This is a genomic window from Haloarcula marismortui ATCC 43049 (assembly GCF_000011085.1).
Lineage (GTDB): Archaea > Halobacteriota > Halobacteria > Halobacteriales > Haloarculaceae > Haloarcula > Haloarcula marismortui.
Genome location: NC_006396.1, coordinates 1,965,021 through 1,985,931 on the forward strand (window position 1 = coordinate 1,965,021; position 20,911 = coordinate 1,985,931).

22 protein-coding genes are annotated in these 20,911 nt (G+C 63.3%); 14 read left to right on the plus strand and 8 right to left on the minus strand.

Going from position 1 to position 20,911, the window contains the following annotated elements; genetic code table 11:
* Position 1: 1 nt before the first annotated feature.
* The 8 genes from cheA (at position 2) to RR_RS13835 (ending at position 8,187) form a co-directional block, all read left to right on the plus strand.
* Positions 2–1,990, plus strand: a complete 1,989-nt coding sequence (gene cheA / locus RR_RS13800) for a chemotaxis protein CheA (protein WP_011224083.1) — start codon at positions 2–4, stop codon at positions 1,988–1,990.
* Positions 1,987–2,796, plus strand: a complete 810-nt coding sequence (locus tag RR_RS13805; protein WP_004958756.1) for a CheR family methyltransferase — start codon at positions 1,987–1,989, stop codon at positions 2,794–2,796. Before cheA ends, RR_RS13805 begins: the two co-directional genes overlap by 4 nt.
* A 6-nt stretch (positions 2,797–2,802) precedes the next feature.
* Positions 2,803–4,035: a HEAT repeat domain-containing protein gene (locus RR_RS13810; RefSeq protein WP_011224084.1), complete on the plus strand. Its 1,233-nt coding sequence runs from the start codon at positions 2,803–2,805 to the stop codon at positions 4,033–4,035.
* Between the two features lie 59 nt (positions 4,036–4,094).
* Complete coding sequence (locus RR_RS13815; RefSeq protein WP_007189318.1) at positions 4,095–4,958, plus strand: CheF family chemotaxis protein; 864 nt, start codon at positions 4,095–4,097, stop codon at positions 4,956–4,958.
* 82 nt (positions 4,959–5,040) lie between these two features.
* Positions 5,041–6,315: a response regulator gene (locus RR_RS13820; protein ID WP_011224085.1), complete on the plus strand. Its 1,275-nt coding sequence runs from the start codon at positions 5,041–5,043 to the stop codon at positions 6,313–6,315.
* A gap of 69 nt (positions 6,316–6,384) precedes the next feature.
* Positions 6,385–6,774, plus strand: a complete 390-nt coding sequence (locus RR_RS13825; RefSeq protein WP_007189320.1) for a 30S ribosomal protein S6e — start codon at positions 6,385–6,387, stop codon at positions 6,772–6,774.
* Between the two features lie 5 nt (positions 6,775–6,779).
* Positions 6,780–7,208 carry a DUF7112 family protein gene (locus tag RR_RS13830; RefSeq protein ID WP_049938971.1) on the plus strand — a complete coding sequence of 143 codons (429 nt, stop codon included), beginning with the start codon at positions 6,780–6,782 and terminating at the stop codon, positions 7,206–7,208.
* A 100-nt stretch (positions 7,209–7,308) separates the two neighbouring features.
* On the plus strand, positions 7,309–8,187 hold the full coding sequence (locus RR_RS13835) for a CheF family chemotaxis protein (RefSeq protein WP_011224086.1): 879 nt from the start codon (positions 7,309–7,311) through the stop codon (positions 8,185–8,187).
* 21 nt (positions 8,188–8,208) lie between these two features.
* On the opposite strand, the gene RR_RS13840 is transcribed toward RR_RS13835, so the two are convergent.
* Positions 8,209–8,631, minus strand: coding sequence for a dCTP deaminase (locus tag RR_RS13840; RefSeq protein ID WP_011224087.1), 423 nt, complete (start codon positions 8,629–8,631; stop codon positions 8,209–8,211).
* 104 nt (positions 8,632–8,735) lie between these two features.
* Between RR_RS13840 and RR_RS13845 the strand changes: the two genes are divergently transcribed.
* A complete protein-coding gene (locus tag RR_RS13845; RefSeq protein WP_004958780.1) occupies positions 8,736–9,167 on the plus strand; it encodes a DUF5807 family protein in 432 nt (143 codons plus the stop codon).
* A gap of 1 nt (position 9,168) precedes the next feature.
* Here the strand turns inward: RR_RS13845 and RR_RS13850 are convergent, their stop codons facing one another.
* The 4 genes from RR_RS13850 to RR_RS13865 form a co-directional block, all read right to left on the minus strand.
* Positions 9,169–9,606 (minus strand): hypothetical protein, encoded by a 438-nt coding sequence (locus RR_RS13850; RefSeq protein WP_011224088.1) that lies wholly within the window; start codon positions 9,604–9,606, stop codon positions 9,169–9,171.
* A gap of 79 nt (positions 9,607–9,685) precedes the next feature.
* Entirely contained in the window at positions 9,686–10,777 is a 1,092-nt protein-coding gene (locus RR_RS13855) for a DHH family phosphoesterase (RefSeq protein ID WP_011224089.1), read from the minus strand.
* Between the two features lie 84 nt (positions 10,778–10,861).
* Entirely contained in the window at positions 10,862–12,577 is a 1,716-nt protein-coding gene (locus RR_RS21525) for a PAS domain S-box protein (RefSeq protein ID WP_332379637.1), read from the minus strand.
* Positions 12,574–13,038 (minus strand): universal stress protein, encoded by a 465-nt coding sequence (locus tag RR_RS13865; RefSeq protein WP_007189326.1) that lies wholly within the window; start codon positions 13,036–13,038, stop codon positions 12,574–12,576. The genes RR_RS21525 and RR_RS13865 overlap by 4 nt, the downstream gene beginning before the upstream one ends.
* A 124-nt stretch (positions 13,039–13,162) precedes the next feature.
* Between RR_RS13865 and RR_RS13870 the strand changes: the two genes are divergently transcribed.
* Entirely contained in the window at positions 13,163–13,597 is a 435-nt protein-coding gene (locus RR_RS13870) for a universal stress protein (protein ID WP_007189327.1), read from the plus strand.
* Here the strand turns inward: RR_RS13870 and RR_RS13875 are convergent.
* Together RR_RS13875 and RR_RS13880 are read right to left on the minus strand one after the other, a co-directional pair.
* Positions 13,594–14,115 carry a GNAT family N-acetyltransferase gene (locus RR_RS13875; RefSeq protein ID WP_011224092.1) on the minus strand — a complete coding sequence of 174 codons (522 nt, stop codon included), beginning with the start codon at positions 14,113–14,115 and terminating at the stop codon, positions 13,594–13,596. The two genes, RR_RS13870 and RR_RS13875, sit on opposite strands and share 4 nt — an antisense overlap.
* Positions 14,112–14,483 carry a universal stress protein gene (locus RR_RS13880; protein ID WP_049938972.1) on the minus strand — a complete coding sequence of 124 codons (372 nt, stop codon included), beginning with the start codon at positions 14,481–14,483 and terminating at the stop codon, positions 14,112–14,114. The genes RR_RS13875 and RR_RS13880 overlap by 4 nt, the downstream gene beginning before the upstream one ends.
* A gap of 115 nt (positions 14,484–14,598) precedes the next feature.
* Between RR_RS13880 and RR_RS13885 the strand changes: the two genes are divergently transcribed.
* Both RR_RS13885 and RR_RS13890 read left to right on the plus strand, forming a co-directional pair.
* The gene (locus RR_RS13885; protein ID WP_011224094.1) at positions 14,599–15,330 is read left to right on the plus strand and encodes a DUF5806 family protein; all 732 of its coding nucleotides are present in this window, start codon (positions 14,599–14,601) and stop codon (positions 15,328–15,330) included.
* A gap of 11 nt (positions 15,331–15,341) precedes the next feature.
* The gene (locus RR_RS13890; RefSeq protein WP_004958803.1) at positions 15,342–15,767 is read left to right on the plus strand and encodes a hypothetical protein; all 426 of its coding nucleotides are present in this window, start codon (positions 15,342–15,344) and stop codon (positions 15,765–15,767) included.
* Between the two features lie 33 nt (positions 15,768–15,800).
* Here RR_RS13890 and RR_RS13895 read toward each other — a convergent pair whose 3' ends face one another.
* Positions 15,801–16,319, minus strand: a complete 519-nt coding sequence (locus RR_RS13895) for a DUF7529 family protein (RefSeq protein WP_011224095.1) — start codon at positions 16,317–16,319, stop codon at positions 15,801–15,803.
* Positions 16,320–16,405: 86 nt separating this feature from the next.
* Here RR_RS13895 and RR_RS13900 point away from each other — a divergent pair, with 86 nt between their 5' ends.
* A complete protein-coding gene (locus tag RR_RS13900; protein ID WP_011224096.1) occupies positions 16,406–19,078 on the plus strand; it encodes a dipeptide ABC transporter ATP-binding protein in 2,673 nt (890 codons plus the stop codon).
* 97 nt (positions 19,079–19,175) lie between these two features.
* Positions 19,176–20,903 carry an ABC transporter substrate-binding protein gene (locus RR_RS13905; protein WP_011224097.1) on the plus strand — a complete coding sequence of 576 codons (1,728 nt, stop codon included), beginning with the start codon at positions 19,176–19,178 and terminating at the stop codon, positions 20,901–20,903.
* The last annotated feature ends 8 nt before the right edge of the window (positions 20,904–20,911 follow it).

The following is a 20,911-nucleotide window of genomic DNA, read 5'->3' on the forward strand; positions in this document are numbered from 1 at the left end:
AATGGACGACCAGTATTTAGACGCATTCATCCGTGAAAGTGAAGAAGCGATTACCGAACTCAATAACTCACTGCTCGAACTCGAGTCTGACCCCTCCAACACGGAGGCGATGGACTCGATCTTCCGGACAGCCCACACGCTGAAGGGTAACTTCGGAGCGATGGGCTTTGACAACGCAGCAGACCTCGCGCACGCGATGGAGGACCTGCTCGACGAGATGCGCCAGGGCGAAATGGAGGTCACACCGGACCTGATGGACCTCGTCTTCGCCGGCGTCGACCAGATAGAAGTTATCGTCGGGGAGATCGAGGAGCACGGCGAATCGGGGACGGAGACCGACGAGATGGTCGAAGAGCTCCGGGCCGTCCTCGAAGAGGGGGCCGCCGCCGCGGGTGACACCGAAACGACAGACGACGGCTCGTCGGACAGCGACGAGTCGCTCACCACGGATGCGGGCGTCAGCGATGCCGACATCGACGGCGATGCCGTCGACGAGCGGGTCCTGCAGGCCGAAATCAGTGTCGGAGAGTCGGATATGCTCGGCGTTGACTCGATGCTGGCCGTCGAGTCCATCGAGGGGCGGTTCGACATTCTCGATTCGAGTCCGAGCCGTGCCGATATCGAGGACGGCGAGTTCGAGGACACGTTCGTCCTGTACCTCGACGGCCCCGACGCGGCGACTGTCGACGCCGAACTGGGAACGACTGGGAAGGTCGACAGCTTCGACGTAACGGACGTGACCGACGAACTGGTCAGCGGCACAGGCACCGACTCCGATGCTGCCGACGATAGCGGGGCGGGCTCGGATTCGGGTTCGGACCCCGACCCAGGGGCCGAAGAAGAACACAGCGTCGACGAAATCAAATCCGTCCGCGTCGACGTGGACCAGCTCGACGACCTTCACGGGCTCGTCGAGCAACTGGTCACGAGCCGAATCAAGCTCCGGCGTGGCGTCGAGAAAGACGACCTCGACTCCACCGGCGAGACGCTGAACGAACTGGACAAGATCACGGCGAATCTTCAGAACACAGTGATGGATATGCGGCTCATCCCGTTGAAGAAAGTCGTCGGGAAGTTCCCGCGGCTCGTCCGGGACCTCGCACGCGAACTCGACAAGGACATCGAGTTTGAAATCGAGGGCGAGGACATCGAACTCGACCGAACCATCCTCACCGAGATTTCGGACCCGCTGATGCACATCCTGCGGAATTCAGTCGACCACGGCATCGAGTCGCCCGAAGAGCGCGAACAGGCGGGCAAGTCACGCACCGGCCACATCACGCTCCGGGCCTCCCGCGAGCGCGACCACGTTATCATCGAAGTCGAAGACGACGGGGCCGGGCTTGACGTGGATGGCATCAGAGAGAAGGCCATCGAGAAAGGCGTCCGCTCGCCAGAGGAACTGGACGCGATGGACGACTCCGCGGTGTATGACCTCGTGTTCCATCCCGGCTTCTCGACGGCCGACGAAGTGACCGACACCAGCGGGCGCGGCGTCGGAATGGACGTCGTCCACGACACGGTCTCCCAGCTCGACGGGTCGGTCAGCGTCGACTCCGAACCGGGTGAGGGAACGACTGTCTCACTGCGCCTCCCGGTGACGATGGCTATCGTCAAGGTGCTGTTCGTCAAGGTCGGCGGCGAGGAGTACGGCGTCCCAATCAAGAACGTCGACGAGATTACCGGGACGGAAGAGGCAAAGCAGGTCAACGGTCAGGAAGTCATCAAGCACAACGACGAGATCTACCCGGTCATCCACCTGGATGACACCTTCGACATCGAGGGCGAGACAGCCAACGGCGACGGGATGCTCGTCCGCATCCGCGAGTCTGAGCGCCAGGTCGCACTCCACTGTGACTCGGTCAACAGCCAGGAAGAGGTCGTCGTCAAGCCCCTGGAGGGTATCCTCTCGGGAACACCCGGCCTCTCGGGCACGGCCGTCCTCGGCGACGGGAACATCGTCCACATCCTCGACGTGGTGACGCTATGAACAAAGGCAGCGAGCGGACTTTCAACGACCTTGTAGAGTTCATCGGCGAAGAGATGGACTTCGAGTCGGGCTTTTACAACGACTCGTATCTCGACCGCCGCATCACCGCGCGGATGCGTCGGACCGACACCGAGGACTACCAGACATACCAGCGACTGCTGGAACGCGACAACGGCGAGCGTGAGGAACTGCTCGATTCGCTGTCGATCAACGTCACCAGCTTCTTCCGGAATCCGGAGGCGTGGGAGCGACTCCGGCCGGTCCTCCGAGAACTCACGGAGAACAACCGTCGCGTCAGGCTCTGGTCGGCCCCGAGTGCCGACGGCCGCGAGCCGTATTCGGCGGCGATGCTGGCACTCGACGACCCCGAGATCGATGCCCGTCGGGTCGAGATCACGGCGACAGACATCAACGCCGACATCCTCGAAGAGGCCCGCAAGGGGACCTACGCGACCTCCCAGACGACCGACATCGCCGATGAACTGGAACCGCTGGACGATTACACGAAATACATCGAGCAGGACGGCGACACGTTTCAGGTTCGGGACCAAGTCAAAGAGATGGTCACGTTCGAGCAACACGACCTCATCCGAGGCGACCCCAAGCGCGATTTCGATCTGGTGTTCTGCCGGAACCTCCTCATCTACATCGACTCGGAGTTCAAGGTCCCCATCTTCGAGACGATCCGCGGGTCACTCCGTGAGGGCGGCTATCTCATGATCGGCATGACTGAGACGCTGCCCGCGGAGTGCCGGGATTCCTTCGAAGCGGTCGACAAACGACACCGCATCTACCGGCGTGTGTAGCGACCAATGAGCCTCTACGAACTGGAACGGGACGGCAATGCACAGGAACTCATCCGCCTCCTCAGGGAGAGCGACAACGAGCGGGTCAAGACTCGTGCCGCGGAGCTACTGGGGAACTTCGAGGACCACGACGACCGGCGCGACGTGGTCAACGCGCTCGTGAACGCGGCACAGAGCGATAGCGACGCGATCACCGGGGCGGCTATCGACTCGCTTGACGAACTCGGTGACGACGCGATCACACAGCTCATCGGGAGTATGGCCGGCGTCGACCTCGAAGACGACGCCGCCGACTGGGTGAAGGCGAAGGCGTATATGCAGGTGCTCGACGCCGACGTGCCGGAACTTCGGATGGCAGCAGCAAACGGCCTCGGGAATCTGGACCAGGCCGACGCGGTCCCGAAGCTCGCAGAGCGCTTCGAGGACGCCGACCCGCGAGTGCGGGCGCGAGCGGCCCGGTCGGCCGGGAAGATCGGCGACTCGCGGGCAACGACGCCGCTGGAGTCCGTCCTGTCGGACCCAAAAGCTGGCGTCAGGCGCGAGGCGGCGGATGCGCTGGGGAATATCGGGAACCGACAGGCGCTTCAGGCGCTGTTGCCGCTGTACGAGGACGACGACGAGCGAGTCCGGCGCATCGCCGTCGGGGCGTTCGGGAACTTCGGCAACGACCGGCCGGTCGATTATCTCATCGAAGCCCTCTCGGACGACTCCGCCGCCGTCCGCCGGACGGCCGTCTACTCGCTCATCGAACTTCTATCGAACGTCCCGACTGACCAGAGCCACGAGATACGGGACACCGTCGTCGAGAAGCTCTCGAACACGGACGACCGGAGCGTCGTCGTGCCGCTGGTCGAAATTCTCGAAGAGAGCACGCAGGCCGCCCAGCGGCGCAACACCGCCTGGATGCTCGGCCGGGTCACCAGCCAAGAAGAGCGTGACCGCGTCATCGAATCGCTGGTCGACGCGCTCGGCGACGACGACCAGATGCTCCGGCAGTTCGCCGCCACCAGTCTCGCTGAACTCGGTGACGACGACAACATGGTGGAGCGACGACTGCTCAAAATCGTGCAAGACGACGGCGTCGACCCCGATATCCGCGGACAGGCTATCTTCACCCTCGGGAAGGTCGGCAGCGAGCGGTCCCGAAAGACGCTGGATAAACTCATCGACGAGACCGAACACGACGTGGTCAGGAAGAAGGCCTTCTCGGCCATCTCGAAGCTCGGTGGCCGCGGATGAGTCAGCCGAGTGGATTAAGACGTGGCGGGGCGTACACGAGAGCGATAGCTGGCTAACCGATGAGCGACGGAGAACACGCACTGGTCGATACGAAGGGGAAGTTCGTTCAGGTCGTCTCGGACGGGCGGAAGCGAAACGACATCGAGTGGCTACCCGGTCGGATTTTGCTCTCGAACAAGCGGCTCGTCCTTGCGACCAACGACGGCAAGCGGACCATCCCGCTGTCGAAGGTCAGCAGCGTCACGGCCAGCCAGATGAACCAGCCACTCGCACAGGTGGACAGCTACATCAAGGTGCAGGCCGGCCGGAACGTGACGCTCATCTCGGCGAAGAAAGCCGATGAGTTTCAGGAGAAACTGTACAGCACGCTACTCGACCAGACTGTCGTCCTCGTCAACCACCCCGCAGTCAAGGGTGGCGTTGTTCAGGACGGCGGCTGGGAGAAGGGGCGGCTCAAGCTCGACGGCGACTGCATCAATCTGGCCATCGCCAGCGGCACGTTCGTCGAACTGGACATCGACGACGTGGGGACCGTCGAGGCCAAGGAGAAGACGATCCGCGGCGACGAGCGACCGCTGCTGGAGGTCGAACACACCATCGAGGGCACCAGCGTCGAAACCCACATCACGGGGACGCCCCGACACGTCTCGCTCATCGAGGGGCTCGTCCGGCAGGGCGAGCAGCGCAATATCGCCGACGACGTGGACCTCTCGGATAAGGAGACACAGGTGCTGATGGCGCTGTACTCCGGCATCTCACCGTTCAAGATCCCGGAGTTCGTCGATATGGAGATCGAGGAAGTCGAGGACGTGTACGACCGGTTGATGGAGTCCGATATCCTCGAACCGGTCCGGACACGCCGGGAGGTCCAACTGGAGGCCCGCGGCCGCTCGATCGCAAGCGACGCAATGGCTGACCAGTAGCGGCGATGACACCCTGAATGAGCGTGGTTTTGGAAACAGTGTACCACAAGACGGACATACGTTCGGTTTGTCATAGATTGTCATGGGCGGGCCCGACAGCCACCGGATATCGGTACTGCATGTCGACGACGAACCGGGGCTCGGGGAGACAACAGCCGAATTTCTCCGACAGCAGAGCGACGGTTTCAGCGTCGAGACGGCGACCAGTACCAGCGAGGGGCTCAAGCGTCTTACCGAAGCGCCGTTTGACTGTATCGTCTCGGACTACGACATGGCAGACATGGACGGAATCGAATTTCTCAGGGCCGTCCGGGCGGAGTATCCGGACCTGCCGTTCGTTCTGTTCACTGGGAAGGGAAGCGAGGAAGTCGCCAGTGAAGCGGTTTCGGCGGGTGTAAGCGACTACCTCCAGAAGCGGGGCGGGACCGAGCGGTACACGCTGCTCGCGAACCGTATCACGAACCTCGTCACACAACACCGTGCGGAAGAGCGCCTCAGGACACGGGTCCAGCAGCAAGAAGCCGTCGCTGACCTCGGCCAGTACGCGCTGACAGGATGTGGCCTCGATGCGTTGTTCGAACGGGCTGTCGAGTCCGTAGCAGCAGGCCTCAATACGGAGTACAGCAAGGTGCTTGAGTACCGGCCGGCCGACAACAAGTTCCTGTTGCGTGCTGGTGTCGGCTGGCAGTCGGGGCTGGTCGGCGAGGCAGCAGTCGGGGCCGGCGAGGAATCACAGGCCGGATACACGCTCCAGACCGAAGAGCCGGTCGTCGTTGAAGACCTCCGGACGGAATCGCGGTTCAGTGGTCCGTCGCTGTTACTGGACCACGGTGTCGTGAGTGGTATCAGCGTCATCATCGGAACAACCACCGAGCCGTGGGGCGTGCTCGGGGCGCATACGAGTGAGCGGCGCCCCTTTACCAAGGACGACATCACGTTTGTCAGAGGCGTCGCAAACACCCTCACAAATGCCATCGAGCGGGAACAGCTCGAAGGAACCCTCCGGCAGGCAGAGCAACGGTACAAGACCCTGCTGGAGAACTTCCCTGGCGGCGGCGTATTCCTGTTTGATGACGACCTTCGATACCTTATCGCTCGCGGTGAGGGGCTCAGCGCGTTCGGTCTCACGCCGGCCGACGTGGAAGGGAAGACCCTCGCAGAAGTGTTTCCGCCTGCGGTTGTCGAGAGACAGAAGCCGAAGTACCGCGCCGCACTTGACGGTGAAACACAGGTCTGGACACAGGAGTACGAGGGCAAGCAGTACCGGCTGTCAACGCTGCCAGTGACGGGTAGCAGCGACAAACAGCTCGGCATGGTTGTCTCAATGGATATCACCGGCCTGTCCGCGAGCGTGTGACGGTCGGTCCGACTCCAGTGAGCGGGACGGTTCGACGCGTTTTTGAATCGCGGTTGATTGAGAACAGGTATGGCAGAATTCACGGTCGCTGTCTCCGACCCGGAGGACGGCCACACCTACCAGATTGACGTTGACGGACAGGACGCAAACCGCTTCATCGGCCGCGAGCTCGGCGACGAGGTCGACGGCGGCGCTGTTGGCCTCGATGGCTACTCGCTTGAACTGACCGGCGGCTCGGACACTTCGGGTCGACCGATGCGACCTGACGTTCGCGGCGTCACGACGAAAGAAATCATGTCCGACGGCGGCGTCGGCTTCGAGCCGACCACCGACGGCGAGCGCAAGCGGATCACCGTCCGCGGCCGCGAGGTCAGCGACGACACGCGCCAGATCAACGCAAAAATTACGGCCCGCGGCAGCGACGATGTGGCCGACCTCCTCGGCGACGACGACGAGTAAGTCACGTGTCGGACCGCGTTCCCAGTGACCACGAAACCGTCGAGACGCATCGCGTTCCCGTCGAGTCGGTCGGTCGAACTGACCGACCACGGGTCGTGCTCCCGGAAGAACTGGCTTTCGACGACGGTGACACCATCCGCCTCGCACTTGACGGCGACCGGTACCACGCCGTCGTCGAGACGAATCTTGACGGCGAGCCGGTACTCTCACACGTTGCCGACAACCGCCGACTGGCCCGCGAACGGGACGGGACAAATCGCCTCGCAGAGTGGGTCGCCGATAGCGATGTCTCACTTGGCGGCTCAGCGCATCTCGACGTGGTCACTGACGGAACGGAGTACGGCCTCCGAACGCCGGGCAAGCGCGTCGTCTATACCGCGACCGACGGACCGGACTCCTCGCTGTCAGATATCGCTCGAAATCTCGACAACTGACGCCGTTGGCCGCTGTTCTCCTGAATAGACCCGATTTTTGCTGTTGATACTCGCGCGAAACGCTCAATATCAGTGCTGCTGTACTTCGGGTAACGGACGAATGTCGGAATCAGTGATCGCGGATTTCGTCGGCAAATTCAACTCCGAAGTGGCCGGTCGGGGCGACCCTATCAGAGGTCGGGTCGTCCTCTCCCAGAAGCGGCTGGTACTGGCCGCAAGCGAGGACGACAAGCTGACGATTCCACTGGATTCGATTTTCGACATCGCCGTCGGGCAGGTCCCGCCCGATCTGGGCGATTTCTTCGACTCGACAGTGACGATTGCCTTCGAGCACAGGGGAAAGCGACTCGTCGCAGCCATCGAAGCCGGCGACGAGAAAATAGAGAAGTTCGGGACGGTACTGTTCAAGGCCATCATCAATGGGACCGAGACAACGGTCAAAGAGCGCGCCCGTGTCGGTGGTCGCGTCACGGAGGAGTCGTTCAAGACCGCGAAGCTGTTTCTCACGCCCGGTAACGTCGAGTTCCGACGCAGCGACGGGTCGTTCAACGTCGACCTGAAGACAGTGTCAGACTTCGACCGGAACACGCGGGAGATTAACGGGAAGGGCCGGCCAGTGCTGACAGTCCGGCACATGAAAGACGGGACGGCCATGACGACGCTGGCTGCGATGGCATCGAACCGCAAGATGTCCATCCTCGGGCGCTATCTCCGCCGTGAGTACGCCGAGCTCATGGAGGAGATCGAAGACGTCGACCTCACGAAGGACAAAAAGGAGGTGCTGGTCGCAATGTACTCGACCGGCGACATGGACGGAATGCCGCTTGCGAGCATTCTCGGGAAGGACTCCTCGCAGGTGTCGATGATTCTCCAGGATCTCGCCGCTGACGGGCTCGTACAGGACGGCTCCGACGGGCCGACGCTCACGCCGACTGGGAAGGTCGTCGCCAGCCGTCACCTGGAAGATGTGAACGCCTGACAGGCGACTGCCTCCGTCGTCTTACTCCTCGGCTCCGACAATCGTACTGACTCTGGCGTTTTCTTTGAGCTTCAGCCCTGCGCTGCCGACCGATACTGGCACGCGCGGGAGCGCGTCGACGTGCAGAGTCGGGTGAGTCGCCCCACGTTCGAGCAGTGCCGTCCGCGGCTGGAGCGTCACCGTCGCCTCGCCGGTCAGCGACTCGTTGTACTCGACGAGGTACTGGCCGCCTCGCAGCGTCCACCACTCGTAATCGTCGTCCGGGTTCCGCTTTTCGCTTGCGTGAGGCACCACTTCAGCCGCATCAAGCTCACCGCCGCCGAAGTCGATTCGTCCCGGTTCGACGACTTCATACACCGCAGCGACGGTGAGGTCGAACCCCGGGCTGTCGGTCTGGGTCGGTTCGTGGACGATATCCGTGACGTACTCGCCGAAGTCTGTCATATGCGACTGTATTCGGCGAGTGTGCCTAAAAGTGAGGCTGAGACGGGATAGTGACTTGCAGGAGGAACGCGGCACTTTTGCCCGGCGAGTGACTCCCTCTCTGCATGACCAAACACACGGAGTTTCTGGCGGGCGAGCGGCCTGAAGACGTGCTCTTCTTCCTGCACGAGGACGCCGTCTCGAACCCGGGCGCACTGGCTGAGTACGCTGACGAAGTCGAGGACGGGCACATCCTCGTCCTGCCGGGCGACGACGGCCGGAGTGCGTTCCAGTCGGCGACGGGCATCGACCCGATGGGGCTGGCTCAAGAGGCGATGGGCACGGAGGGCGACATTCACGACGACCTGACCGACGCGGTCTGTCCGGTCGCCGAGGAAGAACCGGAGAGCAACCACACGACCCGGTTTGTCTTCGCCTTCGCCGAAGAACAGAACGAGGACGTAGGCGGCCTCTACGCTGAGGGCGACGTGGTCCACGCCTACGCGGTGTGTGCCTGCGGGGAACGGTACAGCGACAAGTGGGTCGTCGGGGAGTAGCTTACAGCAGGAACGGTTCAGCCAGTCGGACGAGCAGTGCCTTCAGCAGGCCCGTGACGGGCCCGCCGTCGTGCGCATATGAAATCCCGACCTCGTCGCGGGTGATGCCGTGACGGAGGTGCTGGACGCCGTCAATCACGAACCAGCAGCCGAGGAGCGCTCCCGTGGCGACGACCCACGTCGGGCCGGCGGCCGCGACCGTGTACGCCACGAACCCGAACACGAGGAGGCCAAACACTACGTGGTCGGCGTAGTCGCCGACAGCGACCTGAGCGGCGTCGGCAGCGAGCCAGACACAGAAGGCCATCGCCGCCACGGCCGCGGCGTACCGTATTGAGCCGTCGAGGACCAGCAGCGTCGCGCCGACAGCGACGGCGCTACTGAGACGCTGTCGGACAGCTGTCTCGCGCCAGATTCGCGTCTGGAGGGACTCGGGCATCACCCAGAAGTGACGACTGAGGGGCAAATCAACGTTGCGTCGGGCGACGATACACCGCCCACTTCACTCGCGAGTCCACCTATCGGTCGGTATCGACACCTTCCTCTTCTTCCTCAGGCAACCGCCGGAACGCGTCCACGATAGCCTGTTTCGCAACGGCCCCTTGCGTCGTCCAGTGGTGGGCGTAATCCATCATGTCGTCGTAGATGTCGGGCTTGCAGCCCGCGGCTTTCGGGTGGCCGCCGCCGTTGACCTGCTGGGCGACCTCGTGGGCGCGCTCGAAGCTGTCCGTCCCGCGAATGGAGGCAGAGCCGGCGGGTTTGACGATGACGGCGGCGTCCGCGCCCTGCTCGCGGAGGGCTTCGGCGACCTCGTTCTGCGAACAGCGGCCGTAGGTGACGCCAACTGTCCACTCGCCTACGTCGCGGAGTTCGGCCCGGTCGACGGCCTTCTCGATGAGTGCCTCCTTCTCGACGCGCTTCTCGTCAAGGAACTCATGGAACTCCGGGGAGAGGTCGGGGCCGTGGTCCCGAACTGCCTCGATGTACTCCTCTGGCTCGCTCCAGTACGAGAGGTCTGCGAGGTCGTCGCTTCGGGGGTCGTCACGGATCCAGAGGTCGTGGTCGCGGGTGACGGCGGCGAGGTCGGCCCACTGCTCGTCGAAGTCGTAGTCGAGTTCCGACAGCGCCACGTCGGCGGTACATACCTCCTCAGAGTCGCCAACGGTGCGTTCGACGCCGGCCGCGTCCACGTCGGCGGCGAGGTCGTCGGGCCACTGGTGGTGGTCGAACCAGACGACCCGCTCGGCGGTGTCGACCAGTGAATCGAGCGGGGCGATGTCGGACTCGCGGTCGGGACAGAGGTCACAGATGAAGACGGTCGCGTCGGGGTCGGCGTACTCGGCGGTCCATTCGAGCGCCTCCGTGAGTTCATGCGGGCCGGCGGGCAGCAGCGCGCCTTCGCCGTAGGCCTCGCGAATCAGCGCGGTACAGGCCAGTCCGTCAGCGTCGGGGTCGGCGATAACAATGACGCCGGCGTCCTGCAGCGTCTCGGCGGCTTCGGCTTCGGCTTGCTCTTCTTCGTAGGAATCCGGAATAAAGAACCCCTCACCGGGGAGTACAGATTTGCGGCCGATAGAGAGGCGGTCGTCGTCGATGAGCCAATCGTCCATGCCACAGCAAGCGGGTGGGGCGTCAAGAAGCCGTCGGGTTCGACTGTGACAGGGTGCTGCCACGGCGGTGTGTCAGCGCATCGGTCACGTCGTCTCGATGCCGCGAACTTCGAACCGCGCGCCGCCGTGCTCGCCGTCAGCGACGGTAACTGTCCATCCGTGGGCCTCGGCGATTTGCCTGACGATACGAAGCCCGAATCCGGTCCCGTCCGCGGCAGTCGAGTAGCCACCCTTGAAAACGTCGTCACGCTCCTCTGGCGGGATTCCGGGGCCAGTGTCCTCGACGTAGAACCCGTCCTCAAGCGCACCGACGGTCACGGTCAGGTCGCTCGCGTCCCCTTCGGCGGCGTCCAGCGACACCTCAGACTGTGGGAAGGCGTGTTCGACGGCGTTCCGAACGAGGTTTTCGAGTAGCTGTTCGAGCCGCCCCCGGTCCGCCACGACCGTCTGTTCCGACCGAACCACAAGTGTCGCGCCGTCCGTCGGAACGTTCTGCCAGCATCCGTCGACGACTGCTCCAAGGTCCAGCGACGCCGTCTCGGTGACCTCGTCCCCGCTGCTGGCGAGCGTCAGCAGGTCGTCGATGAGCCTGTTGCTCCGTTCGATGGCCGCGGCGACGTTGTCGAGGTGCTCGCTGTCGCATTCCGCCCGAGCTAGCTTTAGTCGTCCCTGCGCGACGTTGAGCGGATTCCGGAGGTCGTGGCTGACCACGCCAGCGAACTCCCGGAGACGTTCGTTCTGGCGTTCCAGCGTCCGCTGGCGCTCTCTGCGGGCTGTGACATCTTCCGACACCGCCAGCCCGGAGATGACCTCCCCATTGTCGTCCCGAACCGGGACCGTCTGGACCCGGTAGTGCTTGCCCCGATACTGCTGTTCGAAGCTGTGGGAATGACCGTCGAGCGCCTCGCGGTAGTAGTGCTCGAGTTCGTCGGCAATTGCCTCCGAAAACAGGTCGTGGGGTTTCGAGCCCTCGAAATCAGCCGGCGTGAGCCCGGCAGACGAAATTTCGCCGCCGCCGGCGACGGTGTACCGACAGTCGCGGTCGAAGAGGAACACGCCCATCTCGGGCAGGTTCTCGATAAGGGTCTCGTACTGTGCCTTGAGCCGTTCGAGCCGTCGCTCGCGTTTCGTCCGGTTAGTTACGTCCCGCACGAGTCCCTGCACGAACCGAACTGACCCGTCGTGTGTGACCGGGCTGGCGCTGACCTCAACATAGACTGGCTCCCCGTCTGCGTCGGTGAGGCGCAGTTCAAATTCGCGGACGGTCTCGCCAGCCGCGACCCTGGAGAATCCGTCAAACGCCGCTTCTAAGCGCTCTTCCGGAACGTAGCTCCGGAAGGGAGTGTCGACCAGTTCCTCGGGAGAGTAACCGAGAAGCGATTCGATGGCCGGGGAGACGAAGGTGAACACGCCGTCGATGTCCAGCCGAAATATCGTGTCGGGACTCACCTCCGCGATCTCACGGAATCGACGCTCGCTCTCGCGCCGGCGCTGCTCAGACCGGTGGCGCTGGATAGCGTTGCCAAGCAGATTATCGACGTTCTGGACGAACGTCACGTCGTCGTCGGTGAACGTGAGTTGGTCGGTCGAGTGGGTGCCGATGACGCCCCACGGGTCGTCGGTCTCGCCGATGACGACGCTGATACCACTCACGACGCCGTGGTCCAGTAACAGCGGCGGGCCGCTAAAGCGGTCCTCAGTGCGCAGATCCTCGACGACGATCGGTCCCCCGGTCTGGAGCGTGTACCCGGCCGATCGGACGGTGTGGCCTATCCCGTGGCGCTTCGAGCAGCGCGTCAGACCTCGGTTCGCTCTGGGTTGGGCTCGCCTTCGAGCTGGCGGACCGTCAGCACCGGCATGGGAGCCTCCCGGACGAGTTCCTCGGCGACACTGCCCAGCAGATAGCCGTGTTCGCCGTGGCGGCCACGGGTCCCGCTGACGATGACATCGGCGTCGTGTTCCATTGCGTACGTGCAGATTTCGTCGGCCGGGTCGCCCTCCCGAACAGCAGTAACGAGTTCCTCGTCTGCCTCGGCGTCGGCGGCCTCCAGAATGAACGAGAGGGCGCGGCCGCCAGTGGTCGCCAGCGCGCGCTCCAGCGCCTCGCGAACCTCTTCGGGAGTCGTCTCAACCTCGCCGGTGTCGACGACGTACAGCCCGTGGACAGTTGCGTCGAAGCGTGCTGCCAGGTCCAGCGCCGCCTCGACGGCCCGCTCTGCGCTGCCGGAGCCGTCCGTGGCGATGACCACCGTATCGAACATACACCACGCATCGAAGCCGCGACTAAATACACTGTTGGTCACGGCGAGGGACTCGCCGTATGACACGACGTTACCGGCTCGAACCCCGGTGGATTTTTGCCGACCGGGGTCACAGTGGCGAGTGATGGATATCGACCTCGTACTCGCGCCGGTCGACGGCAGCGACCAGTCGGAACGAGCGGCCGAGTACGCGATCGCCGTTGCGGAGCGGTATGACGCCGACCTCCACCTGCTGTTCGTCATCGACGAACGACTTCACCAGGATATCGATAGCGGCGACGTGAGCGCGACCGCGATCGCCGAGGAGCACCAGGCGTTCACCGAGAGCATCCGAGACCGGTTCCGCGACGCACACGACGGCGTGTTCGAAACGTCGTCCGCGACCGCGTTCTCAGAGACACGACTCATGCAGACGCCGGGCAGCGTCGTCCTCGACGTGGCGGAGGACCTCGATTCGGATTTCATCGTCGTCCCACGCGAGGAAGGAAGCGAAGAGGCCGTCGGGCGCGCGGCGATCTACGTCATCGAATACGCTAGCCAGCCGGTCCTCACCGTTTAGATTCGGATCGCCATCTCTATTTCGAAGCTCTCGGCGCTACTGATCTCGAACCCGACCTTCTCGTACAGCGAGATCGCCGGGTCGTTCCACCGCTCGACGGTGAGCCAGACGTGGTCGATGCCTTTACTCTGTCCCTGACCCAGCAGCGTCTCGACCAGCGCTGTCCCGATACCAGCACCCTGGTAGGCCTGTAACACGAAGATAGCGAGTTCGTGCTCGTCCTCGTTGTCCGGGACCAGCGTCGCGTGGCCGGCGACAGTGTCGTCGTGTTTGGCAACGACGTTGACACAGTCGCCGTTGAGGATCGTGTCGAGCCACTCGCGGATAGCTTCCTCTTTGACCGGTGGGATGCCTTGCGCCCGGTCGGCGGGGTCGAAGTCGAGGTACATCTCGACGAGGCTCTCCGTATCGGCGTCGTCCGCAGGGATGACGTCGATGGAGCGGTCCTCGCGGTCGGTGATCGTCCGCGGTGGCTGTGGGAACTCTTCGGCGGGTTCGTCTGGGTAGGTGCGAGTCATCGGATGAGAGTCACCGGCGTCTGTGCGTTCAGCAGGACGAACTCGACAATGGGGCCGAGCTGTATCTTTCCGAGCGGCGAGCGGCCGCCACCGCCGAGGACGATTCTATCGAACCCTTCGCTCTCAGCGATGTTCACCAGCTCACTTCCCGGTGAGGTGCCTTCGACACGGCGAATCGGGGGTTCGAGCCCGCTTTCGTCGATACGCTCCTGTATCCGTTGCTGGACCGCTTCGAGGTCGGCGTCGTTGTCTTCGTTGTCGAAGACAGCGACGGTCAGTTCGTCGCCTGTTTCCGCGACGCGGTCGAGTGTTTCGGTCAGTGCCTGGTAGGACAGTTCGCTGCCTCCGACACCGAGCAGTATTTTCATAGTCGGGCCATGCATGGGAGCGGTAAAAAAGCCACCCGGCTGAACTGTCGGGGAAAGACCATGACAGCGGGGCGGCGGCGATACCCTTTTTCACCGCGGGCACGCATTCCCGGCTATGACTGAGGGCGCACCGCCGGACGAGACGGATGTCGAGGCGGCAGACGACGGTTCGGCCGGCCACCAGCCGGACGACCCGGCGGCCGCGGATGACGGGGCCGACGACGGCGAGACCACGGAAAGCGGCCCCGCCGACTCGGCCACCGAGGGGACAGCACCGGCCGAGCCAACCAGCGGGACAGCGGTTTCTGAAGCCAGTGACGTCCCGTCCGACGTACAGAAGTACGACCGCTTCAAGAAAATCGAGGGCGGGACCTACGACCGCGCGAACGATTTCCTCCGGGACCGGACGTACATCACCGCCCGCGAGTGGGCCATCGCCCGCCTCTGTGCTGACTTCCGGACCGAAACTGGCGTCGAGATGACGAAAATCGGGGAGAACCTCCCAGAACTCGTCCCGTTCATGACGGACACGTACACGCCACAGGCGGTTAATCAGGCCCGCGCTGCCTTCGAGGACAAAGTCCGGAAGGCCGGCGCGACGTTCCTCTACGGCGCGATGTGTGACTTCTTCACCGCTGAGGACCTCGATGACGTGATGTACGAGGCTACCGAAGTCGCAAAATTCCTCCTCGAAGTCGAGGGCGTCGACCTCGCCGTCGAAGACGAGATGGAGGCCGAAGACCGGATCTCCTCGGTGATGCGGGAGGTCCGCGAGCAGTCGGCGGCGCTGCGACACGACGAGGTGTGTTGTCCGGAGTGTGGCAATGAATTCCAGGTTGACGAGTAGCCACGGCTGAGATGGACGACATCGACCCCGACGCCCAGCCGTCGATGTCGGTCCACGAAGCGACACAGAAAGTGCTACGGACCGACCTGGCCATCGGCATCGGCGGCGCGGTGCTTGGCTATGCTGAGGCAGGGACAGCCCTGTTCGACGTACTGCCGGTGGTTGTCGGGTTCGGTCTCCTGACGGGTATCGCAGTGGCTGTCGTCGAACACGACGCAGTCCCGGGCGTCTATCCGGAGGTCGCCGCACTGGCGTCGTTCGTCGTGCTTGCCGGGGCTGTTGCCGGCCTCGTAACGCTCTCCGATGCGCCGATAACACTCGTACTCGCGGCCGTCCTCTCGGGCTTCGGTGTCGGTGTCATCGGTAACCGGGTGCTCTATGGCATCGCCTTCGACGTGCCGGCGTACCGATTGACCCAGGTGCGTGAGCAGTCATAGTCACGCAGCTGGGGACCGGTCTTAGACTGGCGTTCAGTCAGGGAAGAACGGCTCAGGGTCCTCGTGAGTGACGGTAACTACCTCGTCGTCGCTAAGCGGTCGGATATGCGAGTACAGTCCGTGGTCGGCGGCGACCTGCGAGAGGTCCGCGCGCTCGGTCCGGTCGTAGTATAGCGGCACGAGCACGGCGAGGTCGTCGCCACATTCCAGCGCGACAAGCAGGAACACCATCCCGTCGTCGGTCGCCCGGAACACCTCGCTGCGCTCGACGGTGCGGTCTTCGAGCGCGTCGGCGACGCGCCGGAACTCATCGCCGGGAACCACGACATCAAAGCCGAGTCGCCGGGTTTCGGGCTCGTACTCGCCGGTCTGTTCGGCCATCGTCCGCGGCTCACCGGTCAGCACCGTCACGTCGCCGGGGTGGAGTTCGATAGCCTCGCGCCCGTCGTCTCGGTACTGTGTGGCCGTCGCAGCCATATCCTCGATGACCTGCTCCCAGTGACCGACGACACGGTCGAAGGGGTTAGATTCGGGGTCGGCAGGGTCGTTCATACGTCGAGTGTGGCGGCGGCCGGGATAAATTGTTGGTGGGACAGTGGCACAACAGTTTTACTGGTATTTTGAGAAGAAGGGGACAGATGCGCGACCTCTTAACATTATCTGACCTCCGTACCCAGTTCGAGACGGACCGCGGCACCGTCAAAGCCGTCGACGGCATCGACCTCACTGTCAGGGAGGGGGAAACCGTCGGTCTGGTCGGCGAATCCGGATCGGGGAAATCTGTCACAGCGTTATCGGCAATGGATATCGTCGACGAGCCCGGGCACATCGCCGGCGGGCAGATCCGGTTTGGCGCACTTGGGACAGTCACACGGCTGTCCCGGCAGTATCCGAAGGCAGTACGGACAGCCGACGAAGGCAGCGGCTTCATCACCATCGACGCGGCGACGGTCGACCGGAGTCGGCTCCCCGCGTCGCTTGAGACGACGGCCGATGACCGGACGCTGGCAAAGCAGTTCATTCAGGAAGCCCCAAAGAAGGCCCTCCCGGAGACCGGTGACGCGCCCGTCACGATTACCGACGGCTACGTTGACCTGACGGCAGCCCCGGAGCGGGTGATGCGGGACATCCGCGGCGGCGATATGGGGATGATCTTCCAGGACCCGATGACCTCGCTGAATCCCGCGATAACGGTCGGGGAACAGGTCGCGGAGAGCCTGCGCCTTCACCGCTACGGGAGCAAGCGAAACGACTCGTGGTTCAACGCCGTCCGTGAGATCACGCCCTCGATCAGCCGGGGCAGCGAGATGGACGAGGAGATCCGGTCTGACGTTATCTCGCTGCTGGAGGAGGTCGGTATCCCGGAACCGGCCGACCGTGTCAACGAGTACCCCCACGAGTTCTCCGGCGGGATGCGCCAGCGCGTGCTCATCGCCATCGCGCTGGCGTGCCGCCCGAAGCTGCTGGTCGCCGACGAGCCGACGACGGCGCTCGACGTGACCATTCAGGCGCAGATTCTGGACCTCATCGACGACCTGCAGGCGGACCTCGGGATGTCGGTGCTGTTCATCACGCACGACCTCGGCGTCGTCGCGGAGACCTGCGACCGCGTCGCCGTGATGTACGCCGGCGAAATCGTCGAGGAAGGGCCGGTCGAGGAGATATTCCAGAACCCATCACACCCGTACACGTACACGCTCCTCGAATCGATACCGGGCGAGGGGACAGAGCGACTGACGCCAATCGAAGGGAACGTCCCCAGCCTCATCGACATGCCCAGTGGCTGCCACTTCGCCGACCGCTGTCCATGGGCCGAACCCGAGTGTCGTGAGGGCGAGATTCCGTCTCTCCAGCACGGTCCGGACGATGTCACCCACCGCTCGAAGTGCATCCACGAATCGTTCGACACGAGCGAGTACGGCACCGGCGACACCGGCGTTGCCGCGACGGAGACGACGCGAACGGACAGACAGCTCATGGAAGTCGACGGGCTGAAAAAGCACTTCTCGCGGGCCGACGACCTGCTGGACAAGTACATTGGCCGCGAGCCGGAGTCAGTCAAGGCCGTCGACGGCGTCTCGATGGACATCTACGAGGGCGAGACGCTGGGGCTCGTCGGCGAGTCCGGCTGTGGGAAATCGACGACCGGGCGAACCATCCTCCGGCTACTCGAACCGACAGATGGGAAAGTAGTTTTCGCCGGGCAAGACCTTTCGGAGCTTGATAAAAGTGGCCTGCGAGAGGTGCGTCGGGACCTGCAGATGATTTTCCAAGACCCGATGTCCAGCCTCGACCCACGGATGACCGTCGGCCAGACGATTATGGAGCCGCTGAAAATTCATGACCTCCCGGAAGACACCGGTGACGGCTCACGCCGCGAGCAGCGGGTCGAGCGCGTGGCGGACCTCATGGAGGCGGTGGGACTCGACCCAGACCAGTACGACCGCTACCCGCACGAACTGTCCGGCGGACAGCGCCAGCGCGTCGGCATCGCCCGCGCGCTCGCCGTCGACCCCGATTTCATCGTCTGTGACGAGCCCGTTTCGGCGCTGGACGTGAGCGTGCAGGCCCAGATAATCAATCTCCTGGAGGACCTCCAGCATGAGTTCGGCCTGACGTACCTGTTCATCGCTCACGATCTGAGCGTGGTTCGCCACATCTGTGACCGCGTCGCGGTGATGTATCTCGGCGAAGTGGTCGAAGTCGCCGACACGCCGGACCTGTTTGCGGACCCGAAACACCCCTATACGCGAGCGCTCATGTCGGCGATTCCGGAACCAGACCCGACCGTGGAAGCCGACCGGATACTGCTGAAGGGCGACGTTCCATCACCGATTGACCCACCGTCGGGCTGTCACTTCCGGACTCGCTGTCCCGAGGTCATCCCACCAGATATCGACATCGAGCAGGAGACGTACCGCGAGGTAATGGACTACCGGCAACGGGTCGAGGACGAGGCCATCTCCATCGATGCAGTTCGGGAGCAGGCCGGAGACGCCGACAGCGCCACAGCGGCGACGGACGGCGGCGCGAACCTCACCGAGCAGCCGAGCGGCAGGGGACAGGTGCCGATGTCCGCGTTCAAACAGACGATGTTCGACCGGTTCTTCGAAACGGACCTGGCCGGAGAGAACCGCCGCGTCGTCGAAACGTCGATTGAGCATCTCGCGGACGAGGACTGGGACGCCGCCGCATCGGTGCTACAGGATCGATTCGAGAGCGTCTGTGAGACACAGCACCCCGAACTCCAGCCGGACTCCCACCCAGCAGCGTGTCACCTTTACGACCAGAATGACAGCGACAGTACCTGAATAATATTACTTAGCTGCACATAACTCTCAGGAGATATATAGCAGAATCATTGTTCTATCCGGTACAATTATAATAGATCTGTTTGAACAAAGTCCCATGTCATCCGGTGATTCTATCGACAGACGAAGCTTCCTTACCGCGGCCGGCAGTGCCGCGGCAGCCGCAACGCTCGCAGGTTGTTCCGGCGACGGCGGTGATGGTGGCGGAACCGAAGGTGGAGACGGTGGCGACGGCACTGGTAGCGACGGCGGGGACGGCAGAAGCGACCAGACGCTCGTGTACGCCCGCGGTGACCACCCGGAAAACTACGACCCACAGCAGTCGACCAGCGGCGAGGTGGCGAAGGTCACCAATCAGGTGTTTGACACCCTCATCCAGTTCGCAGCCGGGAGCGGCGGCCAGCTCGAAGACGCGCTCGCAACCGACTACACTCTCGAGGGAACCACCGCAACGCTGACCCTCCGAGAGGGTGTGATGTTCCACAACGGCGAGGAGTTCACCGCGTCAGACTTCAAGGCGACCTGGCAGCGGTTCACCCAGAGCGACTACGAGTACTACCTCGGCGATGATACCCGGTCGGGGTACGGTCCGTTCACGCTTGGCGACTGGATCGAAAGCGTTGACGCGAGTCAGGACTACGAGCTGACAATCGAGCTTACACAGCAGTTCGCGCCGTTCCTGCGGAACCTCGCGATGTTCGCCTCGGCAGTCCTCTCGAAAGCCCAGATCGAATCGCTGGGCGACAGTCAGGCCGACCTCGGAAGTGAACCCGCAGGCACTGGGGCCTTCCAGTTCGATACCCTTGACAACCCGAACGAGCGTATTCGGTTGACGGCCAACAACGATTACTGGGGTGACGGCCCGAACGTCGGGACGGTCATCTTCAAGACCATCACCGAAAACAGCACGCGAGTGCAGGACGTCATCAACGGGGCCTCACACATCACGGACAACCTCGACTCCTCCGGATTCCAGCGCGCCGAGGAAAGCGGAACGGCGACCCTGTTGCGGAAGGACGGCATCAACCACGGCTACATGGCGATGAACATGGCGCGGTTCGAGCCGTTCCGGGACCGGCAGGTCCGCCAGGCCATCGCCCACGCTGTCAACACCGAGGCCATCGTCAACCAGATCTATCAGGGCTTTGCAACGCAGGCCTCCCAGCCGCTCCCGCCGGACGTGCTCGGACACAACGACGACCTCGACCCGTATCCGACGGACAAGGAGCAGGCGCAATCGATGCTCGAAGAGGCGGGCTACGGCGACGGCTTCGAGTTCGAACTCGCGACGTTCTCGAACCCTCGGGGATACAACCCCAGCCCGGTCAACACGGCGAATCAGGTGAAGTCGGACCTGGAGGAAATCGGTCTGACGGTCAACATCAACCAGTTCTCCAACTTCGGGCCGTATCTGGACTACACGTCGGCCGGGAAACACGACGCGTGTTTCCTCGGCTGGTACACCGACAATGCCGATCCGGACAACTTCCTGTACGTCCTGCTGGACCCACAGGTGGAGATGGACGCCGTCCCCGACGGGCAGGACTGGGTCAGTTTCGATTCTGACGGGTACAACACCCTCAACGTGTCCGGCTGGGCCAACACCGACTACATGGAACTCGTCCGGGAAGCCCAGCGGACCTACGCGGAGGGCGACCGCGAGACGATGTACGAAGAGGCCAGCCAGCTAGCCTACGACGAGTCTCCGTGGGTGTTCCTCGACTACGCCGAGACGCTCCGAGCAGTCAACGAGACTGTCGTTGAAGACTCCTACACCGTCAGCTCTGTCGGTGGCCCGTATCTTAACACGGTCGAGCTGCAGTAGCGCTCTAA

Bases quoted from the DNA above. Each gene is read 5' to 3' on its own strand.
- RR_RS13810 (WP_011224084.1), top strand. From the start codon at position 2,803: ATGAGCCTCTACGAACTGGAACGGGACGGCAATGCACAGGAACTCATC.
- RR_RS13805 (WP_004958756.1), top strand. From the start codon at position 1,987: ATGAACAAAGGCAGCGAGCGGACTTTCAACGACCTTGTAGAGTTCATC.
- RR_RS13835 (WP_011224086.1), top strand. From the start codon at position 7,309: ATGTCGGAATCAGTGATCGCGGATTTCGTCGGCAAATTCAACTCCGAA.
- RR_RS13900 (WP_011224096.1), top strand. From the start codon at position 16,406: ATGCGCGACCTCTTAACATTATCTGACCTCCGTACCCAGTTCGAGACG.
- RR_RS13845 (WP_004958780.1), top strand. From the start codon at position 8,736: ATGACCAAACACACGGAGTTTCTGGCGGGCGAGCGGCCTGAAGACGTG.
- RR_RS13890 (WP_004958803.1), top strand. From the start codon at position 15,342: ATGGACGACATCGACCCCGACGCCCAGCCGTCGATGTCGGTCCACGAA.
- RR_RS13895 (WP_011224095.1), bottom strand. From the start codon at position 16,319: ATGAACGACCCTGCCGACCCCGAATCTAACCCCTTCGACCGTGTCGTC.
- RR_RS13905 (WP_011224097.1), top strand. From the start codon at position 19,176: ATGTCATCCGGTGATTCTATCGACAGACGAAGCTTCCTTACCGCGGCC.
- RR_RS13840 (WP_011224087.1), bottom strand. From the start codon at position 8,631: ATGACAGACTTCGGCGAGTACGTCACGGATATCGTCCACGAACCGACC.
- RR_RS13875 (WP_011224092.1), bottom strand. From the start codon at position 14,115: ATGACTCGCACCTACCCAGACGAACCCGCCGAAGAGTTCCCACAGCCA.
- RR_RS13820 (WP_011224085.1), top strand. From the start codon at position 5,041: ATGGGCGGGCCCGACAGCCACCGGATATCGGTACTGCATGTCGACGAC.
- RR_RS13815 (WP_007189318.1), top strand. From the start codon at position 4,095: ATGAGCGACGGAGAACACGCACTGGTCGATACGAAGGGGAAGTTCGTT.
- RR_RS13870 (WP_007189327.1), top strand. From the start codon at position 13,163: ATGGATATCGACCTCGTACTCGCGCCGGTCGACGGCAGCGACCAGTCG.
- RR_RS13855 (WP_011224089.1), bottom strand. From the start codon at position 10,777: ATGGACGATTGGCTCATCGACGACGACCGCCTCTCTATCGGCCGCAAA.
- RR_RS13865 (WP_007189326.1), bottom strand. From the start codon at position 13,038: ATGTTCGATACGGTGGTCATCGCCACGGACGGCTCCGGCAGCGCAGAG.
- RR_RS13825 (WP_007189320.1), top strand. From the start codon at position 6,385: ATGGCAGAATTCACGGTCGCTGTCTCCGACCCGGAGGACGGCCACACC.
- RR_RS13880 (WP_049938972.1), bottom strand. From the start codon at position 14,483: ATGAAAATACTGCTCGGTGTCGGAGGCAGCGAACTGTCCTACCAGGCA.
- cheA (WP_011224083.1), top strand. From the start codon at position 2: ATGGACGACCAGTATTTAGACGCATTCATCCGTGAAAGTGAAGAAGCG.
- RR_RS13885 (WP_011224094.1), top strand. From the start codon at position 14,599: ATGACTGAGGGCGCACCGCCGGACGAGACGGATGTCGAGGCGGCAGAC.
- RR_RS13850 (WP_011224088.1), bottom strand. From the start codon at position 9,606: ATGCCCGAGTCCCTCCAGACGCGAATCTGGCGCGAGACAGCTGTCCGA.